Source organism: Nitrosophilus kaiyonis, from assembly GCF_027943725.1.
In the GTDB taxonomy this organism is placed as follows: Bacteria; Campylobacterota; Campylobacteria; order Campylobacterales; family Nitratiruptoraceae; genus Nitrosophilus_A; species Nitrosophilus_A kaiyonis.
Genome location: NZ_AP025696.1, coordinates 1,016,253 through 1,031,957 on the forward strand (window position 1 = coordinate 1,016,253; position 15,705 = coordinate 1,031,957).

A 15,705-nucleotide genomic window follows, 5' to 3' on the forward strand; every position below is an offset into this window, starting at 1 on the left:
AAAGGGTAATAATGGTTTGTGTTTTTGATTGTGAAACAATACCAGATAGTGAACTTATAAGAAAAACATATAAATTTAATGAAGATTTGAATGATTTAAATGTTAGTTTAAAGGCAATTGAAGAGTATGAAAGGGAAAAAGGAACAACTTTTCTTCCAATTCCTTACCATAAAGTTGTTGCAATTTCAGCAGTAATTGCAGATGATTTTGGAAGATTTATAAAAGTTAGCTCAATTGAAGGCAACAATGAAAAAGAGATGATTGAAATTTTTTTAAAATTCATAGATAAACATAATCCAAAACTTATAAGTTTTAACGGAAGAGGTTTTGATATTCCTATGCTTTTTTTAAGAGCTTTGAAATATAATCTTTCATGTCCCGCATATTTTGAACAGGATAATGCTATGTTAAATAAAACAAAATGGGAAAATTATAGATCAAGATATAGTGAACAGTTTCATATAGATCTATTAGAGGTTTTAGGCAATTTTGGAGCAGTTAGAAATATAAATCTTGATACTGTATGTTTAATGGCAGGCATACCTGGAAAATTTGATGTTAGTGGTGATATGGTAATGGAGTTATATTATAAAAATGAAATTGAAAAGATAAAAGAGTATTGTGAAAGCGATGTATTAAATACATATTTTTTATATTTAAAATATGAGCTTTTAAAAGGAAATATAATCATTGAAGATTATAAATCTATTTTAAAAAATGTTATTGATAAGCTTCCACAAAACAAAAACTACAGTGAAATATTTAAAAAATATATACATGAGGAAATAAAATGATTGTAAGAGAGATAGAACAATATTCTGAAATAAGAACAAAAGCAAGGGCTTATCTTTGTTATCTTTTGCAAAGATATATACCAAATTATATGCCAGAACCATCTCTTGATAATATAATTAATGCTTTAAAAATATTAAAAAAAGAGATTCCTCATGCTGAAGCTTTTTATATACTTGATAAATCTGGTATGCAGATAATCGATGCAATTTCTAATAATCCAGAATATAGACGAGGAAAGGGTATTAATAGAAGTATGAGAGCATACTATTATAGAGCTGTTAAAGAGAAGAGATGTATTTTGACTGATCCTTATCCATCTCTTTTAACTCATGAATTAACAGTTACTGCTTCATATCCAATTTATAATGACAAAAAACAACTTATTTATATTATATGTGTAGATTTATCATTAAGTGATGCTTTGAAAATATTTCATCCAACCTCAATTGACTCAATTTTTGGTAATTTTTCTAAAATTTCATATTTTCTTTTTACATTTGCACTTCTTATAGTTGCAGTGTTACTTTTTTTTAAAGGAGTCATGAGTGTTTTAGTTTATGGTTTTCATTTCCAAAATCTCGATATAAAAGAGATATTTGAATCAACAATTTTAATAACTCTGTCTTTGGCAATTTTTGATCTTGTTAAAACTCTGTTTGAAGAGGAAGTTTTAGGTCATCATAAAAGAAGAGAGACTAGCGATATTCATAAAACCATGATAAGGTTTTTAGGTTCTATTGTAATTGCATTATCAATCGAAGCATTGATGTTAGTTTTCAAGTTTGCTATAATCGGCCCTGAAAAAATCATATATGCAGTATATCTTGTTGGAGCGGTAACACTGCTTCTATTTGGATTATCTTTTTATTTAAAAGCGGTGAAGGGATATGAAGAAGAGTAATTTAGGGGAAAAGGAGTGAAGCAGCCAATTCCCAATTACGATTTATTTATCACGAATTACGATTCACGGTTTACTATTTACGAATCACGAATTTAAAGAGGAAAAATGAAAGTAGCGATAGTTGATTATAATATGGGCAATCTTGCAAGTGTTAAAAATGCTCTTATAAAAATTGGGGCTAAAGCAGAAATTATTCAAAAAGCAGATAAATTAAAAAATTTTGACAAATTAATTTTACCAGGTGTAGGTGCTTTTGGCGATGCAGTAAAACATCTAAAAGAGTTTGGGTTAGATGAAGCTATTTTAGATTTTGCTAAGAGTGGAAAACCTATTCTTGGAATATGTCTTGGTATGCAACTATTATTTGATAAAAGTTATGAATTTGGTGAGCATTATGGGCTTGGACTTATCCCAGGAGAGGTTGTTCCTTTTGATAAAACTAAATTTGACCATAGACTAAAAGTTCCTCATATGGGATGGAATGAATTATTTGTAAAAAAAGAGACTCCACTTTTTAAAGATTTACCAAAAGCTTTTTATCTATATTTTGTACATAGCTATCATGCAGTAACAATTGATGAATATGTAATTGGAACTACAATATATGGATATGAGTTTGTAAGTGCAGTGCAAAGAGATAATATTTTTGGATTACAGCCTCATCCAGAAAAATCACATAATAATGGACTTAAAATATTGAAAAATTTTGTGGAGTTGTAAATGATAATATATCCAGCAATAGATATTAAAGATGGAAAAGCAGTTAGGCTTACAAAAGGGCTTATGGATAGTGCCAAAATATATAGTAATGAGCCTTGGGAATTAGCAAAAAAATTTGAAAGTCTTGGTGCAAAATGGCTACATCTTGTAGATTTAAATGGTGCATTTGCAGGGGAGCCAAAAAATTTAGAAGCAATTAAAAAGATTAGAGAAAAATCTAAATTGCATATGCAGCTTGGGGGCGGCATTAGAGATGAAGAGACAATAAAAAGATATTTAGATTTAGGTATAGATAGAGTGATTTTAGGCTCTATTGCAGCTAAAAACCCCGAATTTGTTAAAGATATGGCAAAAAAATATAGAATAGTTGTAGGTATAGATGCTATTGATGGATATGTAGCAGTGGAAGGTTGGGCTAAAACTTCAACAATGAAAGCAACAGAGCTTGCCAAAGAGTATGCAAAAAGTGGAGTAGAAGCTATAATTTGCACAGATGTATCAAGAGATGGAACACTAAGTGGAGTGAATATCGATTTTACAGTATCAATTGCAAAAGCAAGTGGTATCGATACAATTGCAAGTGGTGGTGTAAGAGATATAAATGATATAAAAGCTTTGCTTGATACAAAAATTGTTGCTGGTGTGATAGTAGGCAAGGCCTTTTATGAAGGAACATTGGATTTGAAAGAAGCGTTTGCATTAGTGGAATAGGGGAATAGGGGCATAGTGGAATAGGAGGTAAGGTGGTAAGTGAGCGAGGGCAAAGCGAAGCTTTAAGACAACAACTGCTTGTTGTCTGTGCCCGAAATGAAAGCTGAGAGTATATGCGAAGCCGAAATTCAAGGAATTTCGTGTCTGAGCATACGAACAGCTGGTTTACATTGAAGAAAATCTAGCGAGCGAAGTAAGTGAAGATTTTCGGTTAGATTAGTTGAGCGAGGTGAGTGAGAGAGTTAGAAAGTTGAATTAGTGGAGTAGCGGGATAGGTGGTAAGGTGATAAGGTAGTAAGGAGTGAAATGTCCAATTCCTAATTACCAATGTTCAATTTACTGATCAATGATTACTCGTCACTGATCACTTGCTACTGATTACTATTTACTGAAAAAAGGGGAAATTTGAAAGAGTTTTATTATGAAGTGGTTATTACTCCGTCTTCTCATAAAGATGAAATTGAAAGTTTTTTGATGGATCATTTTTATAATGGAATTGAAGAAAATGGAAATTCTTTAATTTTAAGAAGTGAAGAGCCTTTGGATGAAATTATCCTAAAAACAAAAGAGTATGTAAAAAATTTATCTAATATTTTTAGTGAAAATATTGATATTGATATCAAAATTGAGAAGAAAAAAAATATAGATTGGATTGAAGAGTATAAAAAAAGTATAACTCCTGTTGAAGTAGGAAATTTTTATATTCATCCAAGTTGGTATGAACCAAAAAAAGGAAAAATTGATATAGTAATTGATCCAGCTCTTGCTTTTGGTTCAGGTCATCATCCAAGTACACTTAATTGCCTTAAATTAATTGATGAGATTGTAAAAAAAGGTGATGAGGTGTTAGATGTTGGAACTGGAAGCGGGATTTTAGCAATAGCAGCAGCTAAAAAAGGTGCAGTTGTTGATATTTGCGATACAGATGAATTAGCTATCAAAGAAGCAGAAAAAAATTTTAAATTAAATAAAACTGAATTTAACAAAGCTTGGGTTGGAAGTGCAGTCAATCTTCAAAAAAAGTATGATATAGTTATAGCCAACATTGTAGCAGATGTTTTAGTTTTTTTAGCAAAAGATTTAAAAAATGCCTTAAAAGATGGAGGTTTTTTGATACTTTCTGGTATAGTTGACAAATATCTGCAAAATGTGTTAGAAAAATATAAAGATTTAGATCTTATTAAAAAAATTGAAAAGGATGAATGGATAACATTATTGTTTAAAAAAAGGTAGAAGGTTGAAGGAGAAGAGGGTAAACGGTGAAGCTGTGAAGCGGGGAAGAGGCTCATTCTTAATTCCCAGTTCCGATTTACGATTCACGAATTACGAATTACGAATTACGATTCACGATTTCAAAGAAAGGAAATAGATGGCAAAAAAGAGACCAGAAAAGAAAAATGATAATTTTTTTAATAAAAATCCTTTAATAACATTTGCGATTTTTTCAATTATCATAATTTTACTTTTTAAATCTTTGCTTGGGCCTACTGGCGGAGGAATGGGAGAGGGTGCTGTAACTCATATGGCAGGTGCTCCTATTCAAAAAACTAAAGAGATAAGTTATTCTGAATTGAAAAATCTCATAAAAAAAGGCCAAGTAAAATATGTAGCAATAGGCCAGAGAACAATTAAAGCTATTGCCCAAGAAAATGGATATAAAATTATCTATTTTGCAAATAGAGTACCAGAAGATACAACACTTATACCACTTTTAGAAGCTAATGGTGTTGATTATGGTGGATATAGTGAAAGTAACTGGCTTAGTGAAGTACTATTTGGATGGGTTATCCCAATATTTATATTTTTTGCAATATGGATGTTTTTAGCCAGCCGAATGCAAAAGAGTGTTGGTGGTGGAATACTTGGAATGGGTAGTGCTAAAAAACTAATAAATAGTGAAAAGCCAAATGTAAAATTTAGTGATGTTGCTGGTGTTGAAGAGGCGAAAGAAGAGGTTAAAGAGATAGTAGACTTTCTAAAACATCCAGATAGATATGTAAGACTTGGTGCAAAAATTCCAAAAGGTGTACTTCTTGTAGGACCTCCTGGAACAGGTAAAACTCTTCTTGCTAAAGCAGTTGCAGGTGAAGCTAATGTTCCGTTTTTTGCAGTAAGTGGGTCAAGTTTTATTGAGATGTTTGTTGGTGTTGGTGCTGCAAGGGTTAGAGATCTTTTTGAACAGGCAAAAAAAGAGGCGCCTGCTATTATTTTTATTGATGAGATTGATGCTATTGGTAAAAGTAGAGCAGCAACCGGGCCAGTAGGTGGAAATGATGAAAGAGAGCAGACTTTAAATCAGCTTTTAGCTGAGATGGATGGATTTGATAGTGCAAAATATCCTATTATTGTTTTAGCTGCTACAAATAGACCAGAAGTATTAGATCCAGCTCTTTTAAGACCTGGCAGATTTGATAGAACAGTTGTTGTTGATAAGCCAGATTTCGAAGGTAGACTTGCAATATTAAAAGTTCATGTAAGACATATAAAAATGGCAAAAGATGTTGATTTAAAAGAGATTGCAAAATTAACGGCTGGTCTTGCAGGTGCAGACCTTGCAAATATTGTAAATGAAGCTGCGCTTTTAGCAGGTAGAAAAAATAAAACAGAAGTTGAACAAGAGGACTTTTTAGAAGCAGTAGAAAGAGCTATAGCTGGACTTGAGAAAAAAAGTAGAAGAATCTCTCCAAAAGAGAAAAAAATTGTTGCTTATCATGAAAGTGGCCATGCATTGATTGCTGAGACTACACCAGGAGCTAGAAAAGTAACAAAAGTTTCAATTATTCCAAGAGGTTTAGCGGCACTTGGATATACATTAAATGCACCAGAAGAGAATAAATATCTAATGCAAAAGCATGAACTTGTTGCTGAAGTTGATGTATTGCTTGGAGGAAGGGCAGCAGAAGAGATTTTTATTGGTGAAATAAGTACAGGTGCTGCAAATGATCTAGAGCGAGCAACAGATATTGTAAAATCTATGGTAATGATGTATGGTATGAGCGAAGTAGCTGGACTTATGGTTTTAGAAAAACAAAAAAGCCTATTTTTAGGTGGCGGATTTGCTCAAGCAAAAGAGTATAGTGAAAAAATGGCTGAAGAAGTTGATGAGTTTATAAAAAATTTCCTAAACCAAAGATATGAACATGTAAAAAATAGATTAAAAGAGTATAGTGAAGCAATAGAAGAGATGGTAAAAGAGCTTTTTGAAAAAGAGGTATTAGAGGGTAAAAGAGTTAGAGAGATTATAAAAGAGTTTGAAGAAAAACATGGAATAAAATCAAAACTTGTTCAGGAAGATGAAGATTTAGAAGAGGCTAAAAATAGAGCAAAAGCGGAACATGAGAAAAAAGAAAAAGAATCTAAAGAGTTAAACAATGAAGAGCCTACTAAGGAGTAGTTTTGACAAAATATCTTTATGAAAAGGGAATAAGAGCAGTTTTTATTTCTGCTCTTTTTTTACTTTTTTTTATATTTGTAATTCCTTCATATTTTTTTGGTTTACTATCTTTTGTAGTTTTTTTGTTTTTGACATATATATATTTTGTTCCTCAAATGAAAAACCAATTTATAAAAAAAGATGCAATCTATTCTCCAGTTGATGGAAAAGTATTAGAAATAGATGAAAATAATAATGAAAAAACTATAAAAATATACTCTTCATTATTAGATAACTCTTTTATAAAGATGCCAATTTCAGGTAAAATCAAAGATATAAAAAAAAGACATGGAGCATATTTGTGTTTAAAATCTCCAAAGAGCAAACATCTTAATGAGATTTTTGAAATATTTTTAGAAAATGAAAAAATAGATGTAAAGATAAGTTCAATAACTGATTATTTAGGATTTTTCGGATTTGAGATATTTAAACAAAAAGGTTTAGATAGTGTAGCCACAGAAAATATAGGTTTTGCATCAAACGCACTTTTTGAAATAACTCTGCCAAAAAATGTAGAAATTAAAGTAACTCCTGGTGATCAAGTAGTAAGTGGGATAAATGCTATTGCACTCTTAAAGGAAGAAGTTGAATAAGATGAATTTTCAGCTTATTTATATTTTGCCAAATCTTTTTACTGCTGCAAGTGCTTTTATTGGTGTTATTAGTATTATCGCTGCTTCTAAAGGAGAGTTTGAAAAAGCAGCCTGGCTAATTTTATTATCTTTAATATTTGATGGATTAGATGGAAGAATTGCAAGGCTTACTCACACTACAAGCAAATTTGGAATGGAGTTTGATTCTTTAGCTGATATTGTAGCTTTTGGTGCGGCTCCTGCTATGCTTTTATATTTTTGTTGTGGTAATGAATTTGGTAGATTTGGCTCTTTAGTTTCAGCTATCTTTGTTGTATTTGGAGCTATAAGACTTGCAAGATTTAATGTTATGGCACCATCTAGTGAACCATCTGTTTTTATTGGTGTTCCAATTCCAACTGCTGCTGTATTTATTGCGGTATGGATATTGATGTATCAAAAATATCCGATGTTAAAAGATTTTTCGTTACTTTTATTAATCGGAGCACTAATTTGTGCATTTTTAATGGTTAGTAATATAAGATATCCAAGTTTTAAAAAAATTGAATTAAAAAAGATGTATGTTATTAAGATATTGATAATTTTAATTATTACATTTTCTTTATTGTATTTATATCCTATTGAAGGAATCACTGTTTTTATAACTATTTATATTTTATATGGAATTTTTAGAGCTCTATTTTATGTATTACTTAGAAAAAAACGAAAAAATATAGTATAATATGGAAAAAAATTATCAATTAATAAAAATTGAATTATGCTAAGGAATTAAAAATGAGTGAAATTGTAAAAATATTTGATACAACTTTGAGAGATGGTGAGCAAAGTCCTGGTGCTTCAATGAATACAGAAGAAAAAATACAAATAGCAAAACAGCTTGAAAAATTGGGTGTGGATATTATTGAAGCTGGTTTTGCTGCTGCAAGCCCTGGGGATTTTGAAGCAATAAGTAGAATAAGTGAGATTGTAACTAAAAGTACTATTTGTTCATTGGCAAGAGCTGTAGAAAAAGATATAAAAGCTGCAGGTGAAGCTATAAAAAATGCAAAACTAAAAAGAATACACACCTTTATTGCAACAAGTCCAATTCATATGAAATATAAACTTAGAATGGAACCTGATACAGTTATAAAAAGAGCAGTTGAAGCTGTGAAATATGCAAAAACTTTTGTTGATGATGTTGAATTTAGCTGTGAAGATGCTGGTAGAAGTGAAATGAGCTTTTTAAAAGAGATAATTGATGAAGTAATCAAAGTAGGTGCTAAAACTATTAATATCCCAGATACTGTTGGATATAGGCTTCCACATGAAATGGCAGAGATGATAAAAGAGTTAAAAGATTTTATAAAAGATAGGGCTATCATCTCTGTTCATTGTCATAATGATTTAGGTCTTGCAAGTGCTAACTCTTTGTATAGTGTTTTAAATGGTGCAAGACAGATAGAGTGTACAATAAACGGTCTTGGAGAAAGGGCTGGAAATGCTGCTTTAGAAGAAGTAGTTATGGCAATTAAAACAAGAAAAGATATTTTCAAAGGAATTGATACAAATATAAATACTAAAGAGATATATCCAACAAGTCGCCTTGTATCAGCAATAACAGGGATTGAGCCTCAGCCAAATAAAGCTATTGTTGGAAGAAATGCGTTTGCTCATGAGAGTGGAATACATCAAGATGGAGTTTTAAAACATAAAGAGACATATGAGATTATGCGAGCAGAAGATATCGGATTTGAGACAAATAGAATTGTTTTAGGAAAACATTCGGGAAGACATGCGTTTAAAGAGAGAATAAAATCTTTGGGATTTGATTTGAGTGACGAGGAGTTAAATAAAGCATTTGAGCGATTTAAAATTTTAGCTGATAAGAAAAAAGAGATAACTGATGATGATTTAAGGATGATAATTACGAGTGAATTGACAAGTATTCCTGAAGTATATAAGTTAAAAAAACTTCAAATTAGTGATTGTAGTGAAGGTGTACCAAGTGCAGCAGTAACAATTGAATATGAAGATAAAGAGATTACAGATGCTGGTGTTGGTGATGGAACAATAGATGCCATATTTAAAACTATTGATAGGATAAGCGGATATAAAGGCACACTTAATGATTATCAAGTAAGTGCAGTTAGCAAAGGAAAAGATGCATTAGCAAAAGTTGTAGTTAAAGTTGTTTTTGATAAAAGCAAACCTGCAGTTATTGGACATGGTTTAAGTATAGATACAATGATAGCAAGTGCTAAAGCATATATTGGAGCATTAAATAGCTTTATCTCAATGAAAGATATTTTAAAGAAAAAAAGATGTGAAGAGGGGGATGACATATAAGCTTTTTGCTTATATGTCATTTTTTTGAGAAAGTTGATTTATGAATTTTGAAATAGAAGATTCAAAATCTTTTTTTATATTTTTAAATTCAATACCTATAACAATTTTTTGATTTTCTTTAATTATATATTTTATATTAGCTTCTACAAAGAATATTTTTTGGTCCATTGAAAACTTTAATGAAAGTGGTTCAGCTTTATCAATTTCAGAGTCAAAATTTTTTAGAAATATTTGTGCTCCATTTTTACTTATATTAGAAAAATTTCCTATAAATGTACTTGTCTTTTTATATATATTTTTATATTTAATTTCTAATGGTATTTCTATAGGATATCTATCATTTTTTCTTTTTTGTCTAATTTCAAATTTTTCAGAATGCATAGTAGTAAGCAGAGTCATGCCAGATATATTTTGAATATTTAAAATTTTTGTTTTAAATAGATAGAATTTACCATCCTCTTTTCTTAAAAAACCTAATTTTATAATATCATTTGGTTTAAAATGGTTTATAAATTTAGGAGATATTTTCCAAAAAAGTTTTTTTTCACTATTTTTATATAGTGCTATTTCTATTTTATTACTATTTAAAATATATGCTTTTTGATTGATTTTTATATATTTTGTGTTATATAATGGAAATTTGGATTCGAAAAAATGAAATTTCTCTCTTATACTTTTTAATAATCTTTCATCTTCTTCTTTTATAGTTGGGATTTTTTCAAGCCATTTATTTATATAATTTTCAAAAACTTTAATATCTTTAATATTATTATGAAAATCTTTGATTATTAATATATTTTTTAAAAGATTTTGTTCTTTTTCGTTTAATTTAAACTCTTTTGCAAGTTGTTTAATATTTATATTTTTCAAGAAAAAATCCTCTAAAAAAATTAAATTAATTAAATTGTATCATATACATGTTGCAAAAGAGTTCCAAATTAAGTATAAATATTTTAAAAATTTATAGATATTTTTTCAATATTTCTGGGATTATAATAGATCCATCTTTTTGTTGATAATTTTCCATGATGGCAATCAGAGTTCTTCCCACAGCAAGACTTGAGCCATTTAAAGTATGAACAAGGCGATTTTTCTTGCCATCTTTATATCTTATCATTGCACGTCTAGCTTGAAAATCTCTTGTATTTGAGATTGAACTTATCTCTCTATATCTGTTTTGGCCTGGTAGCCACACTTCAAGATCAATAGTTTTAGCTGCACTAAATCCAAGATCCCCAGTACAAAGCATAACCCATCTATGAGGAAGATTTAGAGATGTTAAAAGATCACTTGCACAATTAACCATCTCTTCAAACATTTTATCACTATCTTCAGGTTTTGTTATAGCTACAAGTTCAACTTTATCAAATTGATGCTGTCTTATCATACCTCTTACATCTCTTCCTCCACTTCCTGCCTCTTTTCTAAAACATGGAGTATATGCTGTTAATTTAATTGGTTCATTTAAATCTGCAATAATCTCATCTCTATATAGATTTGTTAATGGAACTTCAGCTGTTGGGATGAGATACAGATCTTCATCTTCAATCTTAAAAAGATCATCTTCAAATTTCGGAAGTTGTCCAGTTCCAAGAAGTGTCTTAGAATTTACCAAAAATGGAACATAAACCTCTTTAAATCCTCTATTTTTATTAAAATCAAGCATATAATTAATTAGTGCTCTCTCAAGAGCTGCAGCCTCATTTTTTAAAACAGCAAATCTACTTTTAGCAAGCTTTACTCCTCTTTTAAAATCTATCCAATCAAGTTTTTCTCCTAGCTCCCAATGCTCTTTTGGAGTAAAATCAAACTTTTTAGGCTCTAAAACTTTTTTTAATTCAACATTATCCTCTTCATCTTTTCCTATTGGAACATCTGGATCTGGAATATTTGGTATTTGTAAAGCAAGCTTTTTCAATTCTTCTTCTATATCTTTTACAATCTCTTGATGAGCTATAATTTTTGCTTTGTTTTCATCAACCTGAATTTTTAGCTCATTTATATCTTTTCCCTCTTTTTTATATATACCAAAAAGTTTTGAGAATTGATTTTGTTTTGCTTGAAACTCTTCTAAGACTCTTTTTTCCTCTTTATATTTTGAAAAAAGCTCTTTTAACTCAAGTAGTAATCGCTCCTCAACACCTTTTGTTTGAAGTTTTTTGGCAATTTCATCAAAATTTTTTTCTAAAAGTTTCAGATCAAGCATATAATCTCCCAATATTTTTTTTAAAAATTATAATGAAAAGTTACTATGAAAGTTCTAAATTTTTTGCTTTTTTAATAAAATTATTAAAAATTTTTTGTGAAGATTTTAAATAAGGCATAAATTCTGGATGCCACTGAACTCCTAATATATTTAAAGTTTCATGCTCAATTGCCTGAATGATATGATTTTTATCATATGCACTTTTTTTAAGTCCAAGGCCTATTTTATCTACCGCTTGATGATGTAAAGCATTTACTTTTATGCGTTCGCTCATTATGATTTTATAAAGATGAGAGTCCTTTTTTATAAAAACATCTTTTAATGGAAGAGGAGTTTTTGGATGGGGATGGTTTAGGTCTAAATCTTTAATATCAAAATGTAAAGTCCCTTCAAAAAAAACATTTATCAACTGCATTCCTCTACATATTCCAAATACCGGTAAATTTTTCATTAGGGCTTTTTCTAAAAAAAAGAGCTCCATTTCATCTCTTTTAATATCAAAATTAGAAAATTTATAACTCGTTTCTCCATAAAGTGATGGATTTATATCAATCCCGCCACTAATTATAAGTCCATTAAACTCAATATTTTTATTAAAATTTTTTGGAGATATAAATATAGGCTTTGTTTTATATGTTTTTAAAATGAATTTTATAAAGCTCCAAGCAATTTTACTTCCTCTATCTGAACCTGTAACTAAGATTTTTATAGACAATAAAATTCCTTAAACTCTTTTTTTATAAAACTATCAATTTTATCTACCCAAGAAGATGTTATAAACCATAAAGGAGATTTTAAAAACTCTTTATACTCTGTACATAGCTTTTTTAATTTCGTTTTTTGATAGGCTAAATGTTCTATTAGGCTCCAGTAATTAAACTCTTTTGCAATTGACCAATCATCTTCATCAATTCTAGAATTTGGGAGCCTATAATGAAAAGCAGGTCTTGGGGATATTTTTTCATTTGGAAGTTTCTTTTTTACATTCTCATTAATAAATGCAAAAAGTGGCAAAAGATCAAGAGCTCTATTTCTTGTTGGATTATATAAGATATAATCTGCAATAAGATTATCAATATCTGGTCTATAATCTAAATCTATAACTTTTAAAATATAATCTATTTCAAATGGATCAATAAACCAAGTAAGTTTTCTTGTTAAATCTATATTGCTTTTTTCTTTTATCCAATCATATAAAATCAAAAAAGATCTTAAAATATCTAAAATTTCAGATGGTTCAAATGAATAAGTTTCTATATTTATATGCAATCCAAAAGCGAAAAAAATAGAAGATTTTGTGCCAAGAGCACCTCTTTTTTTAAGTTTTTCTCTTAAAGTTTCTATTTTTTGCAAAGAGTCTAATTTTATAGGTGGAGTTACTATCTCATAAGGCACTATAGTTTCTGAAATAGATAATAAAATATCTTCAATATTTTCAATCTCTTTTTTATCTAAAAAGAGATTTTTATATTTTTCTTCAAATTCTCTTAAAAATTTACTATCAATATAAAGTATAAAATCTCCAAATATTGTATCTTTTATCTTTATAAAATAGACTTTATCTTTTATTATTTTCCCGCCAAATAACTCTATAATAATTGCAGCACACTCTTTTAAAGTAATGCCGCTATATTCTATCTCAAATCCTACCTTTCTTAACTCATTATTTGTATTGATTTTTATTGGTGGAAGGATAAAATCTTGCATTATATCTCTTTAGGGCAGGCCATCTCCACAATAACTTTTATAATATTATCTTCTTGTATAGCATAAAATCTATGTTTTTTACACCAGTTAGCATTTGCATGATTTGCAAGTCTTAAAGCTTCAAATTCTGCCTCTTTTAAATTATCAAAACTTTTATCTAACCATTCACTTTTTAGTTTTTCATCTTTTTTTGCACATCCACACATTTTTTCAAGCTCTATTTTATACATTAAATTCCTCCATATATCTTTTTAAACAAAATTATACCTGCTATTGTTGATAGAATGGATAAAAAAACATTTAAAGTAATATTTGTAATAGCTCTATAATATAATGAATTTTGAAGCATAGAAACTGTTTCATAACTAAATGTTGAAAAAGTTGTTAGTGCACCTAAAAAACCTGTTATTAATAGAGCTTTTTGATTTGGAGAGATAACATTTTCAAAATAAAGAGCCAAAAATCCAATAATAAAACTCCCCAGCATGTTAACACCAAGGGTTCCCAAAGGAAAAAAAGAGCCTGTAAATTTTTGAATAAATGTTGATATTAAAAATCTACTAACTGCTCCAAAAAATCCGCCAATTCCTATAGCAAAAATTAAGCTAATATTCATATTTTGCTCCAAAAGATAATAGTTATTAGTGTATTAGTATATTGGTGTATAGGCAATTTAGAATTGAGAATATATAAAGTATTTTTATCAATAATTAATAACCAATTACTAATTACTAATTTATTGTTCAAATTTTGGATGTTTATAGCTTATTACATCAACATCCATTAAAGTAACCAATCCCTCTTCAATCATAAGCTCAACATTTCTTAAAAAACTCATAATTTTATCTTCTTTATCTATTATTTCTATAATAATTGGTAATTTTTGACTCATACTCCAAATAGAAAATGAACTAATTTCTGAGTGTGCTCCCATTCCTGCAACACCTTTAAAAACAGTAGCACCAGATATTCCATTCTCTTTAGCTTTTTTTAATATGGCTTCCCATAAGGGTTTATTTTCATATTTATCATCATTATCTATATATATTCTTAATATTTTTCTTGGACCTAAATAGCGTTTCATTTTTTTCCTTTAATCAATACTACATTTTATCTCAAAAACTGCTTCATTTACTTTTTGCATTTTTTTAGATGCAATATCTTTGGCCTTTTGATTTCCCTCATTTATAATATTATCTATATATTCATCATTTAAAGTGGCTCTTTTTTCCCTCATTGGCTCTAATACTTTTTCTATTGATTCAAGACACCATTTTTTACACTCAATACAGCCAATTGTTGCATTTTTGCATCCTTCTTCTACTTTTTTTATTGTCTCTTCGTCACTAAAAGCTTTATGATAGTCAAAAACCAAACATTTTTGAGGATCACCTGGATCGGTTTTTCTTACTCTTTGAGGATCAGTCTTTGCAACTCTAAGTTTTTGCCATATTTCATCTTTTGTATCTGTTAAATAAATCGCATTATTATAGCTTTTGCTCATTTTTCTGCCATCAAGTCCTAAAAGTCTTGGAGTAGGACTTAAAAGCTCTTGAGGTTCAGTAAAAATTTCACAATCAAAAAGATGATGAAATCTTCTAACTATCTCCCTAGCTATTTCAAGATGAGGTCTTTGATCTTCTCCAATTGGAACTTTGTTTGCATCATAAAGAATAATATCTGCTGTTTGTAAAACTGGATATGTTAAAAATCCTCCAGTTCTTATATCTTTTCCGCCTTTTTCTTGAAGCTGTTGAAGTTGATCTTTATATGTTGGATTTCTTTCAAGCCAACCAAGAGGTGTTATCATATTTAAAATTACATATAGCTCAGAATGCTCTTTTATATTGCTTTGTATAAAAATTGTACTTTTATCTGGATCAATGCCTGCTGCAATCCAATCTTTTACTAACTCTTTACTCAAATTTTTGAGATTTAGCTTATCTTCATAACTTGTAGATAGTGCATGCCAATCAGCAACAAAGAAAAAGCATTCATTCTCTTTTTGAAGATCTATCCAATTTTTTAATACTCCAAGATAGTGGCCAAGATGAAGTTTACCCGTGGGTCTCATACCGCTAACAATTCGCATTTTTCTCCTTTGTTTTGTAGTTCGTAATTCGTGATTCGTAAATCGTAAACCGTGAATCGTAATTCGTGAATCGTGATTAAACATTTGACATTGGGAATTAGTGTTAGTATTAGTATTAAATTATCACTATCCACTATCCCGTTATGTCCCTATTTCACTTTCTTACTTTCTCACTCAACTTACATAATATTTAACCGAAAATCTTCGCTTGCTTCGCTC

At 29.4% G+C, this 15,705-nt stretch carries 17 protein-coding genes; 9 read left to right on the top strand and 8 right to left on the bottom strand.

Translation table 11 applies throughout. The features are described from left to right. Positions 1 to 11 precede the first annotated feature (11 nt). The 9 genes from QML81_RS05450 (at position 12) to QML81_RS05490 (ending at position 9,481) form a co-directional block, all read left to right on the top strand. Positions 12 to 794: a 3'-5' exonuclease gene (locus QML81_RS05450; RefSeq protein WP_281950406.1), complete on the top strand. Its 783-nt coding sequence runs from the start codon at positions 12 to 14 to the stop codon at positions 792 to 794. Continuing rightward, a complete protein-coding gene (locus QML81_RS05455) occupies positions 791 to 1,696 on the top strand; it encodes a PDC sensor domain-containing protein (protein ID WP_281950407.1) in 906 nt (301 codons plus the stop codon). Before QML81_RS05450 ends, QML81_RS05455 begins: the two co-directional genes overlap by 4 nt. Before the next feature lie 105 nt (positions 1,697 to 1,801). Next, positions 1,802 to 2,416: an imidazole glycerol phosphate synthase subunit HisH gene (hisH, locus tag QML81_RS05460; RefSeq protein ID WP_281950408.1), complete on the top strand. Its 615-nt coding sequence runs from the start codon at positions 1,802 to 1,804 to the stop codon at positions 2,414 to 2,416. After that, the gene (gene hisA, locus QML81_RS05465; protein ID WP_281950409.1) at positions 2,417 to 3,127 is read left to right on the top strand and encodes a 1-(5-phosphoribosyl)-5-[(5-phosphoribosylamino)methylideneamino]imidazole-4-carboxamide isomerase; all 711 of its coding nucleotides are present in this window, start codon (positions 2,417 to 2,419) and stop codon (positions 3,125 to 3,127) included. Between the two features lie 405 nt (positions 3,128 to 3,532). After that, on the top strand, positions 3,533 to 4,360 hold the full coding sequence (locus tag QML81_RS05470; RefSeq protein WP_281950410.1) for a 50S ribosomal protein L11 methyltransferase: 828 nt from the start codon (positions 3,533 to 3,535) through the stop codon (positions 4,358 to 4,360). A gap of 136 nt (positions 4,361 to 4,496) precedes the next feature. After that, positions 4,497 to 6,521, top strand: coding sequence for an ATP-dependent zinc metalloprotease FtsH (gene ftsH / locus QML81_RS05475; protein ID WP_281950411.1), 2,025 nt, complete (start codon positions 4,497 to 4,499; stop codon positions 6,519 to 6,521). Between the two features lie 2 nt (positions 6,522 to 6,523). Then, complete coding sequence (locus tag QML81_RS05480) at positions 6,524 to 7,153, top strand: phosphatidylserine decarboxylase (protein ID WP_281950412.1); 630 nt, start codon at positions 6,524 to 6,526, stop codon at positions 7,151 to 7,153. Further along, positions 7,146 to 7,874 carry a CDP-diacylglycerol--serine O-phosphatidyltransferase gene (pssA, locus tag QML81_RS05485; protein WP_425596319.1) on the top strand — a complete coding sequence of 243 codons (729 nt, stop codon included), beginning with the start codon at positions 7,146 to 7,148 and terminating at the stop codon, positions 7,872 to 7,874. Before QML81_RS05480 ends, pssA begins: the two co-directional genes overlap by 8 nt. 29 nt (positions 7,875 to 7,903) lie before the next feature. Next, a complete protein-coding gene (locus QML81_RS05490; protein WP_281950413.1) occupies positions 7,904 to 9,481 on the top strand; it encodes a 2-isopropylmalate synthase in 1,578 nt (525 codons plus the stop codon). A 9-nt stretch (positions 9,482 to 9,490) separates the two neighbouring features. Here the strand turns inward: QML81_RS05490 and QML81_RS05495 are convergent, their stop codons facing one another. The 8 genes from QML81_RS05495 to trpS form a co-directional block, all read right to left on the bottom strand. Next, a complete protein-coding gene (locus QML81_RS05495) occupies positions 9,491 to 10,351 on the bottom strand; it encodes a PilZ domain-containing protein (protein WP_281950414.1) in 861 nt (286 codons plus the stop codon). A gap of 91 nt (positions 10,352 to 10,442) precedes the next feature. Then, a complete protein-coding gene (serS, locus tag QML81_RS05500) occupies positions 10,443 to 11,687 on the bottom strand; it encodes a serine--tRNA ligase (RefSeq protein ID WP_281950415.1) in 1,245 nt (414 codons plus the stop codon). A 43-nt stretch (positions 11,688 to 11,730) separates the two neighbouring features. Then, complete coding sequence (locus tag QML81_RS05505; protein ID WP_281950416.1) at positions 11,731 to 12,402, bottom strand: gamma-glutamyl-gamma-aminobutyrate hydrolase family protein; 672 nt, start codon at positions 12,400 to 12,402, stop codon at positions 11,731 to 11,733. Continuing rightward, positions 12,393 to 13,394 (bottom strand): amidoligase family protein, encoded by a 1,002-nt coding sequence (locus tag QML81_RS05510; RefSeq protein WP_281950417.1) that lies wholly within the window; start codon positions 13,392 to 13,394, stop codon positions 12,393 to 12,395. Before QML81_RS05510 ends, QML81_RS05505 begins: the two co-directional genes overlap by 10 nt. After that, positions 13,394 to 13,624, bottom strand: a complete 231-nt coding sequence (locus QML81_RS05515; RefSeq protein WP_281950418.1) for a hypothetical protein — start codon at positions 13,622 to 13,624, stop codon at positions 13,394 to 13,396. The genes QML81_RS05510 and QML81_RS05515 overlap by 1 nt, the downstream gene beginning before the upstream one ends. Continuing rightward, complete coding sequence (crcB, locus tag QML81_RS05520) at positions 13,624 to 14,010, bottom strand: fluoride efflux transporter CrcB (protein ID WP_281950419.1); 387 nt, start codon at positions 14,008 to 14,010, stop codon at positions 13,624 to 13,626. Before crcB ends, QML81_RS05515 begins: the two co-directional genes overlap by 1 nt. Before the next feature lie 120 nt (positions 14,011 to 14,130). Beyond that, positions 14,131 to 14,478 (bottom strand): DUF190 domain-containing protein, encoded by a 348-nt coding sequence (locus QML81_RS05525; RefSeq protein WP_281950420.1) that lies wholly within the window; start codon positions 14,476 to 14,478, stop codon positions 14,131 to 14,133. 9 nt (positions 14,479 to 14,487) lie between these two features. Beyond that, positions 14,488 to 15,486, bottom strand: a complete 999-nt coding sequence (trpS, locus tag QML81_RS05530; protein WP_281950421.1) for a tryptophan--tRNA ligase — start codon at positions 15,484 to 15,486, stop codon at positions 14,488 to 14,490. Between the last annotated feature and the right edge of the window lie 219 nt (positions 15,487 to 15,705).